The 23,689-nt window shown below is 39.1% G+C and carries 24 protein-coding genes; 22 read left to right on the top strand and 2 right to left on the bottom strand.

Annotated elements, in window-relative coordinates:
- The first annotated feature begins 68 nt into the window (after positions 1-68).
- The 3 genes from C4S54_RS02130 to C4S54_RS02120 all read left to right on the top strand — a co-directional run bounded on the left by C4S54_RS02130 (position 69) and on the right by C4S54_RS02120 (position 1,997).
- Positions 69-914, top strand: a complete 846-nt coding sequence (locus C4S54_RS02130) for a sugar phosphate isomerase/epimerase family protein (RefSeq protein ID WP_103868106.1) — start codon at positions 69-71, stop codon at positions 912-914.
- Positions 915-1,093: 179 nt separating this feature from the next.
- Positions 1,094-1,522 carry a chemotaxis protein CheW gene (locus C4S54_RS02125; RefSeq protein WP_103868043.1) on the top strand — a complete coding sequence of 143 codons (429 nt, stop codon included), beginning with the start codon at positions 1,094-1,096 and terminating at the stop codon, positions 1,520-1,522.
- 10 nt (positions 1,523-1,532) lie between these two features.
- Entirely contained in the window at positions 1,533-1,997 is a 465-nt protein-coding gene (locus C4S54_RS02120; RefSeq protein ID WP_022773542.1) for a chemotaxis protein CheW, read from the top strand.
- Positions 1,998-2,039: 42 nt separating this feature from the next.
- Here C4S54_RS02120 and C4S54_RS02115 read toward each other — a convergent pair whose 3' ends face one another.
- Positions 2,040-4,154 carry a hypothetical protein gene (locus C4S54_RS02115; protein WP_103868042.1) on the bottom strand — a complete coding sequence of 705 codons (2,115 nt, stop codon included), beginning with the start codon at positions 4,152-4,154 and terminating at the stop codon, positions 2,040-2,042.
- Positions 4,155-4,240: 86 nt separating this feature from the next.
- Entirely contained in the window at positions 4,241-5,473 is a 1,233-nt protein-coding gene (locus C4S54_RS02110; protein WP_103868041.1) for a nucleotidyltransferase, read from the bottom strand.
- Positions 5,474-5,667: 194 nt separating this feature from the next.
- Between C4S54_RS02110 and C4S54_RS02105 the strand changes: the two genes are divergently transcribed.
- The 19 genes from C4S54_RS02105 to udp all read left to right on the top strand — a co-directional run bounded on the left by C4S54_RS02105 (position 5,668) and on the right by udp (position 23,687).
- The gene (locus C4S54_RS02105) at positions 5,668-6,861 is read left to right on the top strand and encodes an acetate/propionate family kinase (protein WP_103868040.1); all 1,194 of its coding nucleotides are present in this window, start codon (positions 5,668-5,670) and stop codon (positions 6,859-6,861) included.
- A 204-nt stretch (positions 6,862-7,065) separates the two neighbouring features.
- A complete protein-coding gene (locus C4S54_RS02100) occupies positions 7,066-7,926 on the top strand; it encodes an AraC family transcriptional regulator (protein WP_103868039.1) in 861 nt (286 codons plus the stop codon).
- Positions 7,927-8,048: 122 nt separating this feature from the next.
- Entirely contained in the window at positions 8,049-8,231 is a 183-nt protein-coding gene (gene rpmF, locus C4S54_RS02095) for a 50S ribosomal protein L32 (RefSeq protein WP_022773549.1), read from the top strand.
- Between the two features lie 156 nt (positions 8,232-8,387).
- Positions 8,388-9,398 (top strand): phosphate acyltransferase PlsX, encoded by a 1,011-nt coding sequence (plsX, locus tag C4S54_RS02090; RefSeq protein ID WP_103868038.1) that lies wholly within the window; start codon positions 8,388-8,390, stop codon positions 9,396-9,398.
- Positions 9,399-9,450: 52 nt separating this feature from the next.
- Positions 9,451-9,687: an acyl carrier protein gene (acpP, locus tag C4S54_RS02085; RefSeq protein WP_022773552.1), complete on the top strand. Its 237-nt coding sequence runs from the start codon at positions 9,451-9,453 to the stop codon at positions 9,685-9,687.
- Between the two features lie 81 nt (positions 9,688-9,768).
- Entirely contained in the window at positions 9,769-10,464 is a 696-nt protein-coding gene (rnc, locus tag C4S54_RS02080) for a ribonuclease III (RefSeq protein WP_022773553.1), read from the top strand.
- Positions 10,464-14,021, top strand: a complete 3,558-nt coding sequence (smc, locus tag C4S54_RS02075) for a chromosome segregation protein SMC (RefSeq protein WP_103868037.1) — start codon at positions 10,464-10,466, stop codon at positions 14,019-14,021. The genes rnc and smc overlap by 1 nt, the downstream gene beginning before the upstream one ends.
- On the top strand, positions 14,021-14,932 hold the full coding sequence (ftsY, locus tag C4S54_RS02070) for a signal recognition particle-docking protein FtsY (RefSeq protein WP_103868036.1): 912 nt from the start codon (positions 14,021-14,023) through the stop codon (positions 14,930-14,932). Before smc ends, ftsY begins: the two co-directional genes overlap by 1 nt.
- Before the next feature lie 19 nt (positions 14,933-14,951).
- Positions 14,952-16,178: a threonine ammonia-lyase gene (ilvA, locus tag C4S54_RS02065; protein ID WP_022773557.1), complete on the top strand. Its 1,227-nt coding sequence runs from the start codon at positions 14,952-14,954 to the stop codon at positions 16,176-16,178.
- A 3-nt stretch (positions 16,179-16,181) separates the two neighbouring features.
- The gene (locus C4S54_RS02060) at positions 16,182-17,060 is read left to right on the top strand and encodes a YitT family protein (RefSeq protein ID WP_103868035.1); all 879 of its coding nucleotides are present in this window, start codon (positions 16,182-16,184) and stop codon (positions 17,058-17,060) included.
- 2 nt (positions 17,061-17,062) lie between these two features.
- Entirely contained in the window at positions 17,063-18,151 is a 1,089-nt protein-coding gene (locus tag C4S54_RS02055) for a glycoside hydrolase family 25 protein (RefSeq protein ID WP_103868034.1), read from the top strand.
- A gap of 4 nt (positions 18,152-18,155) precedes the next feature.
- Entirely contained in the window at positions 18,156-18,998 is an 843-nt protein-coding gene (locus tag C4S54_RS02050) for an AraC family transcriptional regulator (RefSeq protein WP_103868033.1), read from the top strand.
- Positions 18,999-19,089: 91 nt separating this feature from the next.
- Positions 19,090-19,440, top strand: coding sequence for a YlxM family DNA-binding protein (gene ylxM / locus C4S54_RS02045; protein ID WP_103868032.1), 351 nt, complete (start codon positions 19,090-19,092; stop codon positions 19,438-19,440).
- Positions 19,440-20,810 (top strand): signal recognition particle protein, encoded by a 1,371-nt coding sequence (gene ffh, locus C4S54_RS02040; RefSeq protein WP_103868031.1) that lies wholly within the window; start codon positions 19,440-19,442, stop codon positions 20,808-20,810. The genes ylxM and ffh overlap by 1 nt, the downstream gene beginning before the upstream one ends.
- 83 nt (positions 20,811-20,893) lie before the next feature.
- Positions 20,894-21,136 (top strand): 30S ribosomal protein S16, encoded by a 243-nt coding sequence (gene rpsP, locus C4S54_RS02035; RefSeq protein ID WP_022773565.1) that lies wholly within the window; start codon positions 20,894-20,896, stop codon positions 21,134-21,136.
- 47 nt (positions 21,137-21,183) lie between these two features.
- On the top strand, positions 21,184-21,411 hold the full coding sequence (locus C4S54_RS02030; RefSeq protein ID WP_022773567.1) for a KH domain-containing protein: 228 nt from the start codon (positions 21,184-21,186) through the stop codon (positions 21,409-21,411).
- Between the two features lie 91 nt (positions 21,412-21,502).
- Positions 21,503-22,321, top strand: coding sequence for a tRNA (guanosine(37)-N1)-methyltransferase TrmD (trmD, locus tag C4S54_RS02025; protein ID WP_103868030.1), 819 nt, complete (start codon positions 21,503-21,505; stop codon positions 22,319-22,321).
- Between the two features lies 1 nt (position 22,322).
- On the top strand, positions 22,323-22,835 hold the full coding sequence (rimM, locus tag C4S54_RS02020) for a ribosome maturation factor RimM (RefSeq protein ID WP_103868029.1): 513 nt from the start codon (positions 22,323-22,325) through the stop codon (positions 22,833-22,835).
- A 75-nt stretch (positions 22,836-22,910) separates the two neighbouring features.
- Positions 22,911-23,687 carry a uridine phosphorylase gene (gene udp, locus C4S54_RS02015; RefSeq protein ID WP_022773570.1) on the top strand — a complete coding sequence of 259 codons (777 nt, stop codon included), beginning with the start codon at positions 22,911-22,913 and terminating at the stop codon, positions 23,685-23,687.
- The last annotated feature ends 2 nt before the right edge of the window (positions 23,688-23,689 follow it).

Raw genomic sequence — 23,689 nt, 5'->3', positions numbered from 1 at the left:
GAATAATTGCATTTTTACGGCTAATATAGATATATGAGTTTTGCAATTATTGGAGGTTACTTAATATGATGCAGATTGGTATTAGATTTCATGATACTGTAGAGCTCCCTTTTGAAGAGAGACTCACAGAAATAAAAAAGCAGGGGTTTTCTTGTGTTCATATTGCTCTTTCCAAGGTGCCAGGCTTTACTGCAGACCCAATGGCCCTTACACCGGGATATGCAATGTACTTGAGAGATGCTTTTAGAAGAGCTGACCTTGATGTGGCTGTTCTTGGGTGCTATCTCAACCTTGCTAATCCTGATTCTGTGCAGCTTTCTGCAATTCAGGAAAAATATATGGCACATATTCGCTTTGCCTCACTTCTTGGCTGCGGCATGGTTGGAACTGAGACAGGAGCACCTAATGTAAATTATTCTTACGACAAAGAAGCCTGTCATTCAAAAGAGGCTTTAGAGACATTTATCACTAATTTAAGACCGGTTGTGGACTATGCTGAAAAAATGGGTGTTATCGTTGCAATCGAGCCTGTTTACAGACATATTGTTTACAGTCCCCAGAGAGCAAGAGAGGTTCTTGACAGAATAGGATCTCCAAATCTTCAGATCATTTATGATCCTGTTAATCTTCTCTGGACAGATAATTACGACAGAAGATATGAAGTGTTCGAAGAAGCCCATGATCTTTTGGGAAAAGATATCTGCATGATACATTTAAAGGACTGTGTCCTGACCGAAAATGGTGTAAAGAGCATGGGATGTGGACTTGGAGAACTTGACTATTCAAGTATCGTGAAGTTTGCCCTTGAAAATAAACCATTCATTCAGGCAACACTTGAAGATACAACACCTGATGTAGCTGTTTCATCTCGTGAGTGTATTGAAAAATTCGAAAATGAGTATTTGAAAAAGTGAAAAAACAGTGAACATTATTTGTTGTAACGATGAATAATCTTCTGAAACACAGATGATTCCTGGTGTAAATAAATTGCACCGGGAATCATTTTTTTATGAAAAAAAGTATACTATTGACTATAAATAATTATGCATTTAGTATATTGCTCTTGGAGTGAACTATTTAGGGAGGTAATCAAATGGAATTAAGTCAAATTGCAACTGATAATATGAAGAATTCACAGGCTTTGATTGCAGGAGTCAGAGATGAAAAGATCGCGATTCCTCTTTCATCAGTTTTATCTATAGAAAATGTATCTGTTTCAGAGATCAACACTGTTAATTTTGAAGATGTTATATATCTTAGGGGCCAGGTTATTCCTCTTGTTTACATGGATAAACTGTTTGATCTTGAGGAAGCAAAGAAAGAATCATTAAATATCAACGTTGTTATCTGTATGTATAAAGATACATATCTTGGCCTTGTTGTCGATGAACTCTTTGGACAGGAGGACATTGATAAAAAGTCTATGGGAATTCTCGATAACGAAAACCGTTTTTTCAGTGGAGCAACCATATTGGATGATGCAGTAGCACTTGTCCTTGATGTTGAATCACTTATAGCATAAGGAGTACAAAATGTCTGAACTTGCTGTTTATAATGCAAATGAAAATGAGTCAAAATATATCATTTTCAAAATCAACAAAGAAGTATACGCAATTGATGTTAAGAGCGTGAATAATATCATACAGATGCCTAAAATTACACAGGTACCAAGTTCTCCAAAGTATTACAGAGGAGTTATCAATCTTCGTGGAGAAATTATTCCGGTAATGAGTCTTCGCCGCAGAATGAACTATGACGATGACTGTTTTACAAGCAATTCACGTATTATTATCCTTAACATCGGAGAGGATAACCTTTTGGGAATTGTTGTTGATGAAGTTAATGAGGTACTTGATATATCTTCAAAAGATATTGAGCAGCCTTCACAGTTCATAAAGAACGATGCTTCTGTTGTCAGCGGAGTAGGAAAGATTGGAGATATGATCATTTCTATATTGTCAGTTGATTCAATGATTGGTGAAAGAAAAGCATCATAAGTTTTAATTAAACCTATACTGCCTTTTGGACAGTATAGGTTTTTATTTTTTCAAATGTTCTATCTGGTTCGTGAGTTCTTCAGGAACATCAATTCCTTCTTTTTTAAGCTTGGCAATTATGTTAAGTATTGGCTTGGCTGTGTTATTTATTCGTACTGAATAGTGGCTAAACAGATCCTTATACTGCGGATTGTCTGCATTTTTTTCTCGCACAGCCTTTGCAAAAGGACAGAAGGTAAAAAGAATCTCTCTGGTTACTTTATTTAGTCTTGGAGATCCGGCAGCTTCAAACTTTACATAGGAAAGGTAGTCGGCGATAAATACATTTTTATAATTGTTGCTGAATTTCTTTAGATCAGTTCTTAGTTTTTCTTTGTTTTCAGTAGAAAGAGCTGAATTCTTTTTATAGAACTGTAAATAATCGCAGTACATGGAGGTAAGAGAAGGGTCTGTTACATCGTTCCAGTGGACTCCCTGCTCAGTCTTGCACATTTCCCATCTGAACTCGCCAAAGAGCTTTATCATGGTCTCCTCAGTATTTTCAGTATTAAAGATTGAAACAAGCATTCTGGCCTTTGTACGTCTGTTTTTGCCATCTATTTCCTGCCAGAGGCTGGCTCTGCTGCCAACATTTGGCATAAGGATCATATACGGAGTTATGTCATCTGCAAAAAAGACCTGTGGTACACCAATCTCTGTGTTTGAGAAAAGAGCCTGTCTGCAGAATACGCCGTAGTCAATGCCACGGATCATATCAAAATAGCCGTTAACTTTGGCGGCTGTCTGGTAGGCCATATCAAGTGGCCTTAAGACATTCTGCTCATCAAAGACAGGGACAAAAGATGAGATTCGTCCAAAGGTCATCCTGTTTCCGAGAGAGAATAGATTGTGAATCTCAAAATCAAGCCTTTTCTGAGGATTATTGAGCATGGCTTCAAGCTGTGCCTGATTTATAGCACCTGTTGACTTTTGCTCTCTAAGGTAAGATGGCCAATCCTGATCAAATTCGTTTTTGGATGGATCAACCTCTAACATATAGATTTTTTTAAGCCACTCATAAATTGTCAGAACATTTCCGTTCTCATCAGGGACATAGGCCTTTGCCATATTGTAGAGAATAGCTGTATTTTTAGAACCGGCCAGTTCTTCATCGACAAAGCCAAACATGAAGAACATCTTAACTTCAATAGGAAGTTCTTCATCTGTAAGGCTGCGTAAGAAAGCAGGAGTGAACACTTCATAAAAAGATGTGCTTATATTCCTGCGCAGTGCTCTTGCTTCGTCAGAAGAATCATAGCGGTTATTATTTGATTTAAATGAGGAAATCTGCTCTTCAAATTTCTCGGCAATCTCGCTGCTTACTCCAGAATATACAAGAATGGTATTAAGAGCATTTACTATAGTTATGCTGCCTTCGCTGCCTTCGGTTTCGGCGCGTTCCATATCTGCAAGTTTTGCTTTTATTACTTTCATGGTAGATGCAAAGGACGATGTTTTCTTTTTTAAGACCTTTCTGTATTCGTTAAGAAGTAGAACCTGATCTGAAATGGTTTTATATATAGTATAAGTTGTCATGATCATGCCGGTTGCAAGTTCTATATTAAGACCATAAAAAGACTTCTTCAGAACAGCTTCGTTTTCTTTTAAACTGTTGCTAAAGTCAATTATCCAGTTTGGTACTTTTTCAGATTTTTCAGGTGGGATAAGTTCATCTAACTCAGGGAAAGTCTTGGCTATTTCACCGACTTTTATGCAAAGACTTGGATAATCTGCATAGTCAGCCATGATCTGCTCATATTCCTGAAGCGCATCATCGAACTGTTTTTCATAGGCAGCGCAGGTCTTGGCTGCAATTTCAGATGACTGAGCTGCAAGAATAGGGGCAATTTTGGGATTGGACTTTATAATTTTTGGGAGGTCATCAGGTGAATTGAAGGCATAGGAATAAACAGTGGTTTCTTCAAGGGCTTCATAATTATAAGTGTAGGGTGTACCGGGATTTTCGACAATACCTATAAAACCACCTACGTTGCATATGATAGAAGAGTAAGCATTTGAAATCTGTATACTTCCCTTTACCACGACTTCAACACTGCTTACAATGTCCTGGTCCGCTTTATGAAGAAACTGCCCTTTTTCAAGTTTTGTAATTCCCATGAGTCCTCCGAAGAACAATCAAAAAGTAAATCACGTATATAACTTAATGTTATCACGATAACCTTTTGACATCAATTAAAAGAAAATTAAAGAATTACAGGTTTTAATCTATATTCAGATCCAATATTGTTCCCAGCAATGCGGTTATAAATAAGGCTCCCCGTAAGAGTTTCATTAAAAAGGGTAAGCTCAAGGGGTGAGAGAGTCTTTTGGGCATCCTTTAATCTGTACAGCATTGGCAAAGCAGCATTTTCTCTGAGACTTGCCAAAAGAGCTGACGATTCTTTCCTGGATCCGAGAATCCTCCCATAGGCAGTGAAACCGTCTCTTTTATAGCTTTCCATGTTCTCTTTTGTTATGTTTAAAAGAATGTGGAAGAGACATCTGCTTATTCTGGTATATGTAAGGTTCTTGGTTTTTAAACAGTCACAAAATGAATCAATATCAGTGAAGCTTTCGAGATTTGTCAGAATGCGATTTGAAAGATCTTCATTTACATCAAGGTATTTTGTATAGCCGCTATTTTTTTCTGAGATCAGCTTGTAATACAAAAGATCGGAGAAGTCATTGGAATCAAGGAATCTCCCCTGGTACTTAGTGAAATAACCAAGCGCAGCGTCCGGAATCTGATCCTTAAGGACAGAAGAGCTCTTGCCTCTATCTGAAAGAATGCTGTTCCTTATGCCCTGAGCGCTTGATATTTTAGTAATTTCCTCACTGTGATAATCTGCACCTTCTCTTTTTATTGTGTAAGGAGTTATTCTGCTGTTTGTTCTCTTTAAGGCTTTTAGATATTCTATAGCTAAAATGTTATTTGGATTATCTAAAATATCAAACGCAACAGGGAAATCCGCGTTATCCTGATCGAAATATTCTTTTAAGGCTTCCTTTCTTGAAACAGGGTAGGATGCGCCTTGCTTTAGGTGCTTTGCAAGAGCTTCTTTATAAGCATTCGGCTCTTTTGTCAAAACATCTGCTATCATGTTTAAGGATCCAAGATCCGGATTTTCAGACCCGAAACACAAATAGTCTACCACTCCAAGCTTATCTAAGAGAGAGATAGCCCCGGAGGCGAAAAATTCAGCGCTTCCAAGGCTGTAATAAATTGGAAGTTCCAGTACGACATCAGCGCCAGAACTTAGGGCCATTTTTGCCCTTTCAAATTTGCTGATGATAGATGGTGCGCCTCTTTCTACAAAGTCTCCGCTCATGACTACTACGCAGTAGTCAGCATTTAATTCCTTTTTACATTGATTTATGAGATATTCATGACCTTTATGAAAAGGATTGAATTCTGCGATGATCCCGATTGTCTTCATTAACGATATCCTGATAATATAAGCCTATATGTAACAACTATATTCAAATTTTTGTACAATTTTTTCCTTGTACAAGAATTATAATATAAGTATGATATTCATGGAAGATTTTTTGATTCTGCTCAAAGAATAAAAATTGAACTGAAGTTACTATTATATGTAGATTTCAGAAATATTTTGAAAAGAGGTCAAATATGAAAATTTTAGTTATTAACTGCGGAAGTTCATCACTTAAATTCCAGCTTATTGATTCAGATTCAGAAGCTGTTATCTGCAAGGGACTTTGCGAAAGAATCGGAATTGACGGAAGCCAGATCGTTTATACTCCAGCTGGCAAGGAAAAGATTACTAAGGTTACTCCAATGCCTGATCATAACAGAGCGATCGAGCTTGTTATCGAGGCACTTACAAATAGCGAAAATGGTGTAGTTTCTCTTGAAGAGATAGGAGCTGTTGGACATCGTATTGTTCATGGCGGAGAGAAGTTCACTAAGTCTGTTATTATCAATGATGAGGTTATCAAGGCAATTGAGGAAGTATCTGATCTTGCACCTCTTCACAACCCTGCAAACCTTATCGGAATCAGAGCATGCCAGAAGGCTATGCCTGGAGTACCTATGGTTGCAGTGTTTGACACAGCATTCCATCAGACAATGCCTGAGGAAGCTTATCTTTACGGTCTTCCACATTCTTACTATGAGAAATATGGAATCAGAAGATATGGTTTCCATGGCACAAGCCATTCATATGTAAGCAAAAGAGCTGCTGAGATCCTTGGAAAGGATGCAAAAGACCTTAAGCTTATCGTATGCCACCTTGGAAATGGCGCTTCAATTTCAGCTGTAGACGGTGGAAAATGTATAGATACATCTATGGGACTTACTCCACTTGAGGGACTTATCATGGGAACAAGAAGTGGTGATATAGATCCTTCAGTTGTAGAGTTCATTATGAAGAAAGAGAATTCTACAGTAGCTGATGTTACAAATCTTTTAAATAAAAAGTCAGGTGTATTCGGACTTTCAGACGAGCTTTCATCTGATTTCAGAGACCTTCAGAAGGGATATGAAGAGGGTCATGCAGGTGCTAAGAGAGCAGTTGATGCATTTGTATACAGAGTTGTTAAATACATCGGTGCTTACACAGCTGCTTTGGGAAGAGTAGATGCTATCTGCTTCACAGCAGGTGTGGGCGAGAACAGCGGATTTGTTCGTAATCTTATCTGCAAGAGACTTTCATTCCTTGGCGCAACTGTTGACGAGGAAGCAAACAAGGCTCACGGAGAGGACAAGATTTTCTCAGGTGCTGACAGCAAGGTTAAACTTTTGATCGTTCCTACAAATGAAGAGCTTGCAATTGCTCGTGATACAGTAGCACTCTGCAAATAATGAGCTTATAAAAATGTGATTTTAAAAGAAGCGGTGAGATTTCACTGCTTCTTTTTTTGTGCGCAAGATGTTAATCGTTAAACTAGATTTTCTTGTTATTAAATAAACAAAACAAAAAACTTGAAAATATTGAAGTGAAATTGTATGATATACTATGTCTTTTTGCTTGGGATAATATAGAAAAAAGCTGATAACGGGGAAGAAATGAAAGAGTTAAATTCATGTAAAGAGGCCATGGCCTCCAGTATTGAAAATAAATACTTTAGTATTGCTCACTTGTATAAAGATGAGAAGGCAATGGAAATGCATATTCATGATTGCTATGAAGTGTATTTTTCCATTTCTGGCGGAAAACAGTTCCTTATTGATAATAAGGTCTATGATATCGCCCCGGGAGATCTTTTCCTGATAAATCAGTATGATTCACATTACCTTACTCAGATTGAGAAAGAAAAACATGAGAGGATCGTTATCATGATCGATCCCGATTATATGAAGGAAATATCATCAAAGGAGACCAATCTTGATGCATGTTTTCAGGAGAGAAATGATAAGTTTTCTCATAAGATAAGCCTTACAAGTGAACAGCAGAGCCGTTTCCTTTACTTTGTAAACAAAATACTTACAAGTAACGGATATGGACATGACCTGCTTGAGAGGGCGACTTTTACTGAACTGTTCGTCTTGATAAATCAGATAGTTAATGAGAAAAACAGCGACAAGGTAGAAGACAGGCCATCTACATACAATGAGCAGGTAGATGCCATTCTTTCTTATCTTAACAATAATATCCAATATCCGATAAGTATTGGAGATCTATCCAAACAGTTTTATATAAGTGAGTCATATATATGCAGGATTTTTAAGTCAGCAACAGGGACAACTATAAATAAGTATATGACGGCCAGACGTATTTCTATTGCCAAGTCACTGCTTGCAGAGGGAATAGGTGTGAGCGATGTTTGTGAGAAGTGCGGCTTTAGCGACTATAGTAATTTCCTTAAGGCGTTTACAAAGTCTGTAGGAATATCCCCCAAGAAATATTCTCAGAATTGCAACAGATAAAAAAACTGTTGACAAATACCGCTGCGATGAGTACAATATTCAAGTATGCTAATGAATAAACGTAAACAATTGCCTTGTTAAGGCAGTTTCTTATACGGTTACTGTAAGGAGGTGTTACTCAAATGTCAATCTGCCCAAAGAATAAGTCATCAAAAGGCCACAGAGATCAGAGAAGAGCTAACTGGAAAATGACAGCTCCAACTCTTGTAAAGTGCAGCCACTGTGGAGCTCTTATGCAGCCACATTGCGCATGCAAAAAGTGCGGCTATTATAACAAGAAGAGCATTGTTGAAGTTGAGGCTTGATAATTAAGTGGAACCTCATATGTTCTGAAATTTAAGGCTTTCCAATTTATTTGGGAAGCCCTTTTTTTGCCCTAAAAATCAATGTTTTATTCTATTGATTTTTGATTTGTACTCTTGTATATTATAAGAAGTCAATTTTGATATGGGGGTAATTTTATGGCAGAACTTGTAAGGGTTGCTGTTGATGCAATGGGAGGAGATAACGCTCCGTTTGTCACAGTAAAGGGTGCTGTAGACGCTGTCAAAGAGTCACAGAATCTCAAGGTTTTTCTCGTTGGAAAAAAGGATATTGTAGAAAAAGAACTTTCTGCTTATGAATATGACAAAGATAAGATTGAAGTTGTAGATGCAACTGAAGTTATCGAAATGGCTGAACCTCCGGTTATGGCTATCAGGAAAAAGAAAGATTCTTCTATCGTAAAGGCCATGTATATGGTTAATCATGGTGAGGCTGATGCCTATGTTTCCGCAGGAAGTACAGGAGCTACACTTGTAGGCGGACAGGTTATTGTTGGAAGACTTAAGGGAGTTGACAGAGCACCACTTGCTCCGCTCATCCCTACAGAGAAAGGCAATTCTCTTTTGATAGACTGTGGTGCCAATGTGGATGCAAGATCCAATCACCTGGTTCAGTTTGCAAAAATGGGAACTGTCTACATGGAAAATGTAATGGGAATTAAGAATCCAACAGTTGCCATTGTTAATATCGGCGCAGAGGAGGAAAAGGGCAATGCGCTTGTAAAAGAGACATTCCCGCTTCTTAAGAACTGTCCTGATATAAACTTTATTGGAAGTATCGAGGCAAGAGATATTCCTGCTGGATTTGCTGATATTATCGTTTGTGAGGCTTTCACAGGTAACGTTATCCTTAAGATGTATGAAGGCGTTGCCAAGTCCATGATGCATGTCATCAAAAAAAGTCTTATGAGTAGTCTGAAAACAAAGATTGGTGCACTACTTATAAAGGATGACCTTAAGAAGTCTCTTTCGGATTACAGCATGGATAAATATGGTGGAGCACCAATGCTTGGTCTTAAGGGCCTTGTAGTTAAGACTCACGGAAGTGCCAATGATATTGAGGTCAAGAATTCAATCTTGCAGTGTGTAACATTCACAGAACAGAAAATAAGTGAAAAGATCAGTGCTAAGCTTTCGGATGAAGGTTAAAAGCGTTGACTATATAAATTATTACTTTGACGGTTAAGGAAGGTCGAATATTATGGAATTTGAAAAAATGAAAGAAGTTATTGCAGGCGTTTTAAATGTTGATCCTGAGGAAATCAAGATGGATACAACTTTTACAGAGGATCTTGGTGCTGATTCACTTGATCTTTTCCAGATTATTATGGGTCTTGAGGATGAATTTGATGTTCAGATAGATCCTGAAAAGACAGAGAATATCACTACTGTGGGTGAGGCTGTAGAACTTCTTAAAAGCGCACTTTCTACAAAATAAGCTGTAAATAAATAACAGACTATGGTGAGGCAGCTTTATGACTGCCTCATTTTAATTTGAGTTTAAGAGATCGAGGTTTTTATGTTATCAGAGTCAGACATTTCAAAATTTGAAAACACTATTGGATATACTTTTAAGGATAAATCACTTTTGATCCAGGCTTTTACTCACAGCTCTTTTGTCAATGAACAAAAGATAAATAAAAAGCCTGATTATGAGCGCCTTGAGTTTTTGGGAGATGCTGTTCTTGAAATGCTATCAAGTGAGTATCTTTTCAAAAAATATCCGGATAAAAAAGAGGGCGAAATGTCCAAGATCAGAGCTTCTCTTGTATGTGAACCGGCTCTGGCTTTTGATGCAGAAAAACTTGATATAAGACACTACATGCAGCTTGGAAAAGGTGAAGAAGCCACTGGGGGCAGAAATAAGGAATCAATCATTGCTGATATGGTTGAGGCGGTGATCGGTGCACTGTTTTTGGATGGTGGAATAGAAGAGTCCAAGAGATTTATTTACTCATATGTTCTTACAAATGAAGAGAGCATGCAGATGTTTAGCGATAGCAAATCTATTCTTCAGGAGATTGTGCAGGGACAGAATCTGGGACAAATTCGATATGAAATTTGTGGCGAAAGTGGCCCTGAACATGATAAAATATTTGATGTCCGCGTTTTTGTGGGAGATAAGAATTTTGGAGAGGGGTCAGGAAAAACCAAAAAAGCAGCTGAGCAGAAGGCTGCTTACAAGGCAATTCTTGAATTGAAGAAAAGCAAGTAATGTATTTAAAAAGTATTGAGATCCACGGCTTTAAGTCGTTTGCAAATAAGATAAAATTTGATTTTCATAATGGTATCACCGGAATTGTAGGACCTAACGGCTCAGGTAAAAGTAATGTAGCTGACGCTGTCAGGTGGGTTCTTGGTGAACAGCGTATTAAACAGCTGCGTGGCGGATCCATGCAGGATGTTATCTTTTCGGGAACTGAGCTTCGTAAGCCCTTAGGCTATGCTTATGTTGCCATCACACTTGATAATTCAGATCATTCCCTTGCTATTGATTACGATGAAGTCACTGTTTCAAGACGACTTTATCGTTCGGGAGAAAGTGAATATATGATAAATGGCTCTGCATGCCGACTTAAGGATGTTAATGAGCTGTTTATGGACACAGGTATCGGTAAAGAGGGATATTCTATCATTGGACAGGGCCAGATCGATCAGATTCTTTCAAGTAAACCTGAGGACAGACGTAATCTTTTTGATGAGGCAGCCGGAATTGTTAAGTTTAAGTCCCGAAAAGAGACTGCTATCAAAAAACTTGAGGAAGAGAAAATAAATCTCACCCGTCTTTCTGATATCTTATCTGAGCTTGAAAAACAGATAGGACCTTTGGAGAAACAGTCTGAAGTTGCAAAGGAGTATTTAAAGCTTCGTGAGCGTCTCAAAACTTTGGACGTAAACATGTTCCTTGTTGAGAATAAAAGCCAGAGACAACAGCTCGAGGATGCAGAGAAAAATCTTGGTATAGCTACAGAGTCTCTTGATAAGGCAAAAGAATCCTATGAGAAAGCCAAGGAAGAATATGAAAGTATTCAGAAAAAGCTTGAAGTTTTGGACCGTGAGATTGATGAAGCAAGGGCAAGGATCACAGATTCTTCTGTAAAAAAAGAAAAGCTTGAAGGCCAGATTGGTATCTTAAACGAAAAGATCAAGTCTGCCACAAGTAATGATGCTCATTTTAAATCCCGTATCAAGGATGAGCAGGCAAAGATTGAAGAAAAAAATAAAGAAAAAGAGACATATCTTTCTGAAAAAGAGAACATTGATAAGGATGTAGAGGAACTTTCACAAAAACGTGATGCTGCCAGAAAAGAGCTGGAAAGAGTTCTTACACAGATATCCAACATAAATGAGGAAGTAGAGAGCTGCAAGAGCGCTATCATCGAAACCTTGAATACAAGAGCAACGATCAAGTCAAAGCTCAGTTCTCTTAACACTATGAAAGAGCAGGTTAACATCAGAAAGGCTGAACTTACAGGAAAACTTGTAAGAGCCAGATCTGATGAGTCCAAGCAGGAAGAGACTATTAAGAAACTTAGAGATGAGTTTGATCGCATAACTTCAGAGATTTCTGAGATGAATAAAAAGCAGAAACAGGCTGAAGAAGACGTAAAAGAGATGCGTGAGACCATGTCTTTGAAAGATACTGAGCTTAGAAAAGTTCAGGAGCTCTATCAGCAGGAAAAATCAAGGCTTGAAGCTTTGGCAAACATTACAGAGCGATATGAGGGATACGGCGGTAGTGTTAAGAAGGTAATGGAGAAAAAGGATACAACACCAGGAATCATAGGTGTTGTAGCCGATATTATCAAGACACAGCCAAAGTATGAGACGGCTATCGAAGTTGCTCTTGGTGGTAACATTCAGAATATCGTTACTGACGATGAAGAAACAGCCAAGAAAATGATTGCTTACCTGAAAGAAACAAAGGCAGGAAGAGCAACATTTTTACCACTCACAGCACTTGATAATCCGCCTGAACTCAAAGCTAAAGAGGCCCTGAATGAAAAGGGTGTTCTTGGTATGGCTGATGAACTTGTTGATACAGATCCCAAGTACAGACAGGTTGCAAAGGCAATGCTTGGAAGAATTGTTGCCGTAGACAACATTGACAACGCTGTTAAGATTGCCAGAAAGTACAATTATACAGTACGTATGGTAACTCTTGAGGGTGAACTTCTTGTTCCCGGCGGTGCTATCAGTGGTGGTGCTTTCAAAAACAACTCAAATCTCCTTGGTAGAAGACGTGAGATGGATGAGATGGAAGCCAACGTCAAAAAGTACAAGCAAAATATTGATGATCTTAAGAGTGAGATTGAGGAGTGCAGAACAAAGAGAAATGAACTTAGAACTCTTGCTGAAGAACTTAGAACAGAGCTACAGGGCAAGTTCATCGCTCAGAATACCGCCAGACTTAATGTCGAAAATGAAGAGGCAAGACAGGCTGAGCAGAAAGCCGGCTACAGCGACCTTAAGGCTGAAAATGACGAGATAGAGAGTAAGCTTTTGGAAATCGCCGATGAAAAAGCTAAGGCAGAAGCACTTCTTGAGTCTTCAGAGAATACAGAAAAAGAGTCTACAGAAAAAGTAGAGAAATATCAGAAGGAACTGGAAGGACTTCATGAGATCGAGGAAACTGAGAATGAAAAGGTTTCAAAACTCGATATTGAATATGAGAAGATTGCTCAGAAGCATGAGTTCCAGCAGCAGAATATAAAGCGTGTTGAGTCAGATATAGAAGCTCTTGAAAAAGGCCTTCAGGAAATTATAGATTCCATGGAGGAAAATGTTAGAAATCTTGAGCAGAACAAAAAAGACATCGAAGAGATTAGACTTACTATCGAGGCTTCTGTTGATGTTCAGTCTGATGCTAATAAAGAACTTGAACAAAAGAAAGAAGAAAAGAACGAGCTTTCTGTTTCGCAGAAAGAATTCTTTGGAAAGACTGAAGAACTCAACAAACAGATATCAGATCTTGATAAGGAAGTTATCAGATTGGGCTCAAAGAGGGAGAAATGCCAGGAGGCTATCGAGTCACATATTAACTACATGTGGAATGAGTACGAGATAACCTTATCTGATGCGGCCCAGCTTCGTGATGAGAATATGACGGATGTTCCTGCTATGAGAAAAGAGACCAATTCTCTTAAGGATTCCATCAGAAAACTTGGTGATGTTAACGTCAATGCCATCGAGGATTATAAAAACCTCATGGAGAGATATACGTTCATGAAGACTCAGCACGATGACCTTATAGAAGCAGAGAGGCAACTCAAAGAGATCATCAAAGATCTTGATGAATCTATGCGAAAGCAGTTTATTGAACAGTTCCATAAGATCAACACAGAGTTTGATCAGGTATTTAAGGAAATGTTCGGAGGCGGAAAAGGATCACTTGAACTTGCTGAGGATGAGGATGTTTTGGAGGCAGGAATCAGGATTAATGCACAGCCACCGGGAAAGAAACTGGTAAACATGATGCAGATGTCCGGTGGAGAAAAGGCACTTACTGCTATTGCACTTCTTTTCGCTATTCAGAACTTAAAGCCTTCACCATTCTGCCTTTTGGATGAGATTGAGGCGGCTCTTGATGAGAATAACGTTGTTCGTTTTGCTAAATATCTCCATAAGCTTTCAAGTACACAGTTTATTGTAATTACTCATCGTCGTGGTACAATGGAAAGTGCTGATAGATTATATGGTATTACCATGCAGGAGAAGGGCGTATCTACTCTTGTAAGTGTAAACCTCATTGATAAGGAGCTTACGAATTAATGGCAAATAACTTTTTTGCAAAACTGCAGCAGGGATTATCCAAGACCAGAGACAATATTGCCAAGGGTTTTGATAATGTTTTTTCCGGCTTTTCAAGCATAGATGAGGATTTCTATGAAGAACTTGAAGAGACTCTTATAATGGCTGATATCGGTGTCAATGCCACCAGCAGAGTCATGGACGAACTTCGCAATCAGGTAAAAGAAAAAAGAATTTCTGACCCCAATGCATGCAGGCAGCTTTTGAATCAGATATTAAGAGATCAGATGAGTACGGATGAGCATGCGTATGATTTTGAAGATAAAAAGACAATCATCTTTGTTATAGGAGTAAATGGAGTAGGAAAGACAACATCTGTCGGAAAACTTGCTTCTATTTTCAAAAATAAAGGTAAAAAGGTATTGATAGCTGCAGCTGATACTTACAGAGCAGCGGCAACTGAACAGCTTCAGGAATGGGCAAAAAGGGCAGATACTCCTATTATTACAGGAAAAGAAGGAGCTGACCCCGCAAGCGTAATATATGATGCAGCATCTGCCTTTAAGGCAAGAGGTTGCGATATTCTGATCGTTGATACTGCCGGAAGACTCCATAATAAAAAGAACCTTATGGAAGAACTGGCCAAGATGAACAGGATCATAGATAAAGAACTGCCTGGAATCTGGCGCGAAAACTTTATCGTTTTGGATGGAACTACAGGGCAGAATGCGATCATGCAGGCAAGAGAGTTTGGAGAGGCCGCGCAGCTTACGGGCATTGTGCTTACTAAACTTGATGGAACTGCTAAGGGAGGAATTGCTGTTGCCATTGTATCGGAACTTAACATTCCGGTTAAATATGTGGGAGTTGGAGAGGGTATTGACGATCTTGAGAGATTTAACTCTGATGAATTTGTTGATGCTCTAATGTAAGAGCTGGTAAGGAGACGACATGGAAAACGGGGAAAAGATGACACTCGCAAAATTTGAAGAAGCCTATGAAGATGTGAAAAAAGTTACTTTGGAGACAAAGCTTATTTACAGTGATTACTGGAGTAATGCAACAGGTAACAAGGTTTATTTAAAACCTGAGAATCTTCAGAGAACAGGTGCCTACAAGGTAAGAGGCGCTTATTACAAGATAACAACTCTTTCTGATGAAGAGAGAAAGAAAGGCCTTATTACTGCATCTGCCGGTAACCACGCGCAGGGTGTTGCATATGCTGCAAAATGCTATGGAGTAAAGGCTACAATTGTAATGCCTACTTCCACACCTTTGATTAAAGTTAACAGAACAAAGGCTCTTGGTGCTGAAGTTGTACTTCACGGTAATGTTTATGATGAAGCCTACGAGCACGCTAAAAAGCTTGCCGAGGAAAATGGATATACTATGGTTCATCCATTTGATGACCTTGATGTTGCAACAGGACAGGGTACTATTGCAATGGAAATCATTAAAGAGCTTCCAACAGTAGATTATATTCTTGTTCCTATCGGTGGCGGCGGACTTGCTACAGGAGTATCAACACTTGCAAAGCTCCTCAATCCAAAGGTTAAGGTAATAGGTGTAGAGCCTGCCGGCGCAAACTGTATGCAGGAATCTATGAAGGAAGGTCATGTTGTTACACTTCCTACAGTAAATACCATTGCCGATGGTACAGCTGTTAAGACACCTGGTGAAAAGATATTCCCTTATCTTAGCAAAAATATTGATGAGATCATAACTGTTCCGGATGAAGATCTTGTAGTAGCATTCCTTGATATGGTTGAGAACCATAAGATGGTAGTAGAGAACTCAGGACTTTTATCTGTTGCGGCTCTTAAGCAGCTTGATGTAAAGGATAAGAAGATCGCCTGCGTTTTATCCGGCGGTAACATGGATATTATTACAATGTCTTCTGTTGTACAGCAGGGACTTATTATGAGAGACAGAATCTTTACCGTTTCTGTACTTCTTCCTGATAAGCCGGGAGAACTCTCCAGAGTTTCAGGCGTAATTGCTGATGTAAAAGGAAATGTTATCAAACTGGAGCACAATCAGTTTGTTTCTATTAACAGAAATGCAGCTGTTGAGCTCAGGATCACTCTTGAAGCTTTTGGAAGCGAGCACAAACAGCAGATCATTGATGCACTCAATGACAACGGCTATAAACCAAGAATTGTAAGGACAAATATTTAAGTAATGAATAGAATAAGATCAAAGAAATTAAGAAGAATAGCAGAGTATATTCTGATAACAATCGGATCTATCATTTATGGAGCTGCAACAAGCCTTTTGGTTGATCCAAACAACATAGCACCCGGAGGACTTACAGGTCTTGCTATCGTGCTTAACAGAGTGGTGCCGATGGGTACCGGTTTGTGGTTTTTGATCATGAATATACCTATTCTGATCCTTTCTATCTGGAAATTCGGTATTAGGTTCACTATTTCAACCATCTATGCAACTGCCGTGATTTCCTGGGTTACGGATATCTGTACTAACTTCTTTTCGGGATACATCATTCATGATGTATTCCTTGGGGCATCCTTTGGTAGTGCGGCCCTTGGTATTGCAATCGGCCTGATTTTTAAATGTCATGCCACAACTGGCGGTACCGATGTTATAATTAAATTATTAAGAATCAAGTATCCGCATATCAAAACGGGAATGCTATATCTTTTGACAGATATTGTAGTACTTCTTATAGCGGGTATAGTATTTGGTGACTTTGCTGCATCCTTGTATTCCTTCATGTCGGTTATGGTCACTTCTTATGTTCTTGATCTTGTTTTGTATGGAAGAGACGAAGCTAAGCTTATTTATATTATTTCTGACAGGCCTGATGAGATAACCAAAAGACTTCTCGAAGAGCTGGATATCGGTGCCACTCATGTTTTTGCCAAGGGCGCATACAGCGGGGAAGACAAAAAAGTTATCATGTGTGCCATAAAGAAGAGACTTTCACCTCTTGCTGAAGATATAGTAAGAGACGAGGATCCGAATGCATTTATGATCATCTCAAGTGCAAGTGAGATTTATGGCGAAGGCTATAAAAGTTATTTTGACGAGAGAATTTGAGTATGAATAGTTCATCTGGGGAATTTCGTGAGAGAAGGGGTGTCAGGAACACTCATAATATTATATCTATAATATTCTTAAGCCTTGTAGCGCTTTTGGCGCTGTCTTTTAGCATTGCGCTTCTGATAAAAAATGCGATGCTTAAAAGAGAGGAAGAGGCTGTAAGGAGCGAGCTTGAAGCCCTGAACAACGAGGGATATTACACAGAAGTTGAGACACAGATCCTTGTTGACGAGGCGAAAAAGGTTGCTGCTGATGAAACTGAGAAATCAATCAAAGGTATGATCCAGAGCAAACTTGAAGCAGGTGAAGGCACCACCTCCACTATCAGGTCTCTTTTCCCTGAACAGATAGTTGTTGCCAGTGATGGAAGATACTATTTCTTTCCTATTACTGATGAGATTGAGCATCATCCTTTTGATGAAGATGACTTTGAATTTGATGATAAGGGATACCTTCAGTATGTTGGGGATGATGATAACATTACCACTAAGACAGGTGTCGATGTATCAAGATTCCAAGGCGATATAGACTGGAAAAAGGTTTCTGATGCGGGAATTGATTTTGCTATCATAAGGTCAGGATTCAGAGGCACCACAGAAGGTAAGCTCCTTCAGGATGATTACTTTGAAGATAATATAAAGGGTGCCACGAAAAATGGCATAGACGTTGGCGTTTACTTTTATTCACAGGCACTGAATGAAACAGAGGCCCTTGAAGAAGTACAGATGATGCTTGATATGATCGAACCATACGAGATCAAGTATCCTGTTGTTATCGATATTGAGTCAGCTGACTCTGATTCAGCCAGAACAGTTAATCTTTCAAGTGATTCATATGAAGAGGTTGCAAAAGTTTTCTGCGAGGCTGTTAAAAAAGCAGGCTATAAGCCAATGATCTATGGCAATGTTAAGTCATTTACGCTTCTCATGGATGCTGTGGATGTAGATGACTACGATATTTGGATCGCTTACTACGGAACACCACTTTATTATCCATATCACTTTGATATGTGGCAGTATACATCCACTGGAAGTGTTGATGGAATAACAGGCAACGTTGACCTTAATATTTGTATAACAGATTACTGATCATATGGACACAAAAGATTACGAACAGAAGGGCTATCTAAACGAAGATTATAAATTCTTCCATATATGTGATAGTGAGAACATAGATATACCTTTTCATTACCACGATTTTGATAAGCTCATTCTGATACTGAATGGAAATGTGAAATATATTATCGAAGGGCGAGAGTATGAACTTTTGCCCTTCGATTTTGTGCTTGTAAACAGGTTTGATATACATAAGCCTGTTTGCGCGGAGGGCGATGGGAAGAAGAAATATGACAGGATAATTCTTTATCTCAACCATGATTTTCTTGAGAAATATGGGCTTTTAGATGCTTTTATCAAAGCAAAAGAAATAGAGAGCTGCGTTGTCAGATTCCCTGCGAATATCAGCACTAAGATATATGATGCCTTTAAGAAAATAGAAGAAGACCTTAAAGTGGAAGATAAAGAATATGCAGGTAAGCTTTCTACAGGAATAGATGTGCTGCGAGCTTTGATCGAGTTTAATAAGGCCTGCATATCAGAAGAACTCGGATTTACCCAGGAAGCACGCTATAACAGAAAGGTTATTGATATCATAGAGTATATCAATAAAAACCTTTCAAAGGATCTTACTATTGAGAGGCTTTCTGACCACTTTTATATGAGCAAATATCATATGATGCGTGTGTTTAAGCAGGAGACAGGCTACTCAGTTCATCAGTATGTTTCTGAAAAGCGTATTCTCTTTGCCAGGACACTTATAATGTCAGGGATGCCTGCAACCAGCGCCTGTCTTGAAGCGGGCTTTAAGGATTACTCATCTTTTAGCAGGGCATTTAAACTTCAGCTTGGAGTACTTCCTTCGGAACTTAAAATATAGGTGTAAAATATAGGTGTCAAGAAAAAATACTTGACACCTCTTTTCTTTTTATATATTATAGACATTGTTGATTTTTAGGAAGAGGTATATCATGGAGAAAATCGTAGAACAGGGTCTTCTATATGATTTTTATGGCGAGCTTTTGACTGATCATCAGAGACAGGTCTATGAAGCTGCTGTATACGATGATATGTCACTTACTGAGATTGCAGATGAGCACGGTATCAGCAAACAGGGAGTACATGATCTTATCAAGAGATGTACCAAGACTTTGCAGGGATACGAGGATAAGCTTCACATGATTCGAAGGTTTGAGGCTATCAAGGAGAGTGCTAAAGAGCTAAAAAGCGTTTCTGATCATAATGGAGATATGTCAGATGAGGAGCTTCGAAAGAGGCTGGGTAGTATTTCCGACAGAATTTTAGAGGAGCTTAATAACTAATGGCTTTTGAAAGTCTTACCGATAAATTGCAGGATGCCTTTAAGGGGCTTAGGAGCAAGGGAGCTTTAACTGAAGATGATGTAAAAGCTGCTTTAAAAGAAGTTAAAATGGCTCTTTTAGAGGCAGACGTTAACTTTAAGGTTGTTAAACAGTTTGTTTCTTCAGTTCAGGAGAGAGCAATCGGCGAGGAAGTTCTAAACGGACTGAATCCTGCTCAGATGGTCATCAAGATTGTCAATGAAGAGATGACCAAGCTCATGGGCTCTGAGACAACAGAGCTTATGCTTCAGGATAGCAAGTATATCACTGTTATCATGATGTGTGGTCTTCAGGGTGCTGGTAAAACAACTACCGCAGCTAAACTTGCCGGAAAACTTAAGGGCAAAAGAAAACCGCTGCTTGTAGCCTGTGATATTTACAGACCTGCAGCTATTGATCAGCTTGAGGTCAATGCTAAAAAGCAGGAAGTTGATTTCTTTTCAATGGGCACAGATGTTAGCCCGGTTAAAATTGCTAAATCCGCAATGGACTATGCAAAAGAGCATGGCCATAATGTTGTGATTTTAGATACAGCAGGTCGTCTTCAGATTGATGAAGCGATGATGAAAGAACTGCGTGATATTAAGGATGCTGTTACAGTGCATCACACACTCCTTGTAGTAGATGCCATGACTGGTCAGGAAGCGGTTAACGTTGCTGAACAGTTCAATGAAAAGGTAGGCATTAACGGAATCATCCTTTCTAAGATGGATGGTGACTCACGAGGTGGTGCAGCTCTTTCAACCAAGGCAGTTACAGGAAAGCCTATTCTGTTCGTTGGTATGGGCGAGAAGTTATCTGACCTTGAACAGTTCTATCCGGACCGTATGGCAAGCCGTATCCTTGGAATGGGAGACGTGCTGAGCCTTATCGACAAGGCTGTTGAGGCTAACGCAGAGCGTGATGCTGAAAAAGACCGCGAGATGGTCTCCAAGATGAAGAAGGGCAAGATCGACTTCGAAATGTATCTTGAGAGCATGAAGCAGATGCGCAATATGGGAGGACTTGCTTCCATAATGGGAATGCTTCCTGGAATGGGCAAGATAAGCGATGATCAGCTCCCTGATGAGAAACAGCTTGCAAGGATTGAAGCTATTGTCCTTTCAATGACCCCTGAAGAACGCAGGAATCCTAAGCTTATGACTCCACAGAGAAAGTTCAGGATTGCTAAGGGATCAGGTAACGATATTGCAGCTGTAAACCGCTTTATAAAGCAGTTTGAACAGATGCAGAAAATGATGAAGCAGATGCCCGGTCTTATGGGCGGCAAGAGAGGATTTGGTAAATTTGGCAATCCTTTCGGAGGCTTCGGTGGTAATAAGTTCTTTTGATATGTGATTCAGCAAATAGCTGGTTTATCCATATAAATACAATATTATTTAATTTTTTATTCATTTTACGGAGGAAATTTAAAATGGCAGTAAAGATCAGATTAAAGAGAATTGGTAAGAAGAAGGTTCCTTTCTACAGAATCATCGTTTCTGATTCAAAGTTCCCTGTACAGGGTAAGTTCATCGAGGAGATCGGAACATACGATCCTAACACAGATCCTAGCACAGTAAAGTTCAACGAAGAACTTGCTAAGAAGTGGCTTTCAAACGGTGCACAGCCTACAGAGTCTGTTGCAAAGCTTCTTAAGCAGGCTGGTATCAAGTAATAAAACTTGAATTATAAATTTTAATTACTTGTGCCGGAGGTTAATCAATGAAAGAGTTAGTTGAAGTAATCGCAAAATCGCTCGTTGATAATCCTGAAGAAGTCGTTGTGACTGAGAAGGCAGAGGGGCGTAATATTATGATCGAGCTTCATGTTGCACCTTCAGACATGGGCAAGGTAATTGGCAAGCAGGGACGTATTGCTAAGGCAATCAGAGCTGTTGTAAAGGCTGCTTCTACCAGAGAAAACCTTAAGGTAGACGTGGAGATAGTTTAAGCCAAATAATGTTGAGTCGAATTGGTAACATACCAATTCGGCTCAAATTTAAAATAAGCATTTATGCTTGTATTTTTTAGTAGGATATAAGATGAATTTTCACATCATGACATTGTTTCCCGAAATGATTCAGAGTTCTCTTTCAAGTAGCATTACAGGAAGAGCTGAGAATAAGGGATATATTTCTTTTAATGCTGTAAATATCAGAGATTATTCTAATGATCTCAAACATCACAAGGTTGACGATTATACATATGGTGGCGGTGCTGGTATGCTTATGCAGGCACAGCCTATTTATGATTGTTTTATAGATATCAAAAACAAGATCATCCAAAACGGTGGGAAGCCTCCAAGGGTCATTTACGTTACTCCTCAGGGAAGCGTATTTAACCAGCAAAAAGCTCAGGAGCTCTCAAAAGAGGAGGATCTTGTTTTTTTATGCGGCCATTATGAGGGCGTAGATGAGAGAGTTTTGGAAGAGATTGTTACTGACTATATTTCAATCGGAGATTATGTTTTAACAGGCGGCGAGCTTCCAGCTATGGTCATGATCGATGCAATCTCAAGGCTGGTTCCCGGTGTACTCAATAATGATGAGTCTGCCCTTACAGAGAGCTTTCACAATAATCTTCTTGAGTATCCTCAGTATTCAAGACCGGAGGAATGGATGGGCAAAAAAGTGCCACCGATTCTTTTGTCAGGAGACCACAAGAAGGTTGACGAATGGAGACTTGAGCAGTCTGTTATAAGGACAAAAGAAAGACGGCCTGATCTGTATGAAAAGTGGCTTTTAGAAAATCCTCCAAAGCCAGAGAAAAAGAAGAGAAGAAGACGTAAAGCTGCAGAAGAACCTGAAGTAAGTGGTAATGTTGTAGCTGATAGTAATGTTGATAATAAAGATGGAGAATAATATGACAGAAACATTTCAGGTTGGTGTAATTGCATCAACGCATGGACTTGCAGGGGAAGTCAATGTATTTCCTACAACTGAAGATCCGAACAGATTTAAGAAGCTTAAAAAGGTAACTCTTCATACAAGTAGAGGTGAAGAGATAGAACTCGATGTTCAGAGTGCAAGATTTTTCAAGAAATTTGTCATTGTTAAATTCAAACAGTTCAACAATATAAACGAAGTTGAAAAATTTAAAGGCTGCGAGCTTACAATCGAGAGAAAAGATGCTCTGAAACTTAATCCCGGGGAGTATTACTGTGCTGATCTTATTGGCCTTGATATAGTCGATGAGGAAGGCAACGTTTTGGGGAGCGTGACGGATGTTATTCAGACCGGTGCCAATGATGTATATGAGATGAAAAGGGCAGACGGCGGCGAGAATGTCTATATTCCTGCTATAAAGGACTGTATAAAAGAGATAGATATAACGAAAAAAAGAATCATTATACATGTTATGGATGGACTTATGTAAATCCTGATGACTTTTATTGTTAAATAAACTATAATTATAGGTGTTAGTTTTTTACTAGGAATGTGAGGAAAAGTAATGGTTGATTATACAGAAGGTGCGGGGTACCAATATCATACACACGTTGCTCCGGGAGATGTAGGAAGATATGTTATTCTTACCGGGGATCCTGGACGTTGTGAGTCTATTTCCAAGTTATTGGATAATCCCAAATTTGTTGCTTATAACAGAGAATATAACTGCTACACAGGATATCTTGACGGAGAAAAGGTAAGTGTTATTTCCCATGGTATCGGTGGAGCTTCTACAGCGATATGTATCGAAGAGCTTGCAAAGTGCGGCGCAGATACATTTATCAGAATGGGTACATCCGGTGGAATGCAGGATGATGTGATCGGAGGGGATATAGTTATAGCGTCAGGAGCTATAAGAGCTGAAGGCACATCTAAGGAATATGCTCCAATCGAGTATCCGGCTGTTGCTTCTTTTGAAGTTGTAAATGCATTGGTTGAGGGAGCTAAAAAGGCAGGAGCCAATTACCACGTAGGTGTTGCACAGTGCAAGGATTCTTTCTTTGGACAGCATGAGCCTGAGACAAAACCTGTTGGCCCTGAGCTTTTATACAAGTGGGATGCATGGATCAAGTGTGGAGCTCTTTGTTCTGAAATGGAAAGCTCAACATTATTTATAGTAGGTAGTTATTTAAGACTTCGTACTGGTGCGGTTTTACTCGTTGTCGCCAACCAGGAGCGAGCTAAGAAAGGTCTTTCTAATCCTCAGGTACACGAAATGGATAAAGTGTACAGCACAACAATAGAGGCCATTAGAAGACTCATTGCCTCGGATAAAACCTGAAA

This window comes from Butyrivibrio sp. Su6, assembly GCF_900108105.1.
Classification (GTDB): Bacteria; Bacillota; Clostridia; order Lachnospirales; family Lachnospiraceae; genus Butyrivibrio.
The sequence above is the reverse complement of the archived record's forward strand: the minus strand, read 5'-3'. Positions and strand labels throughout refer to the sequence as shown.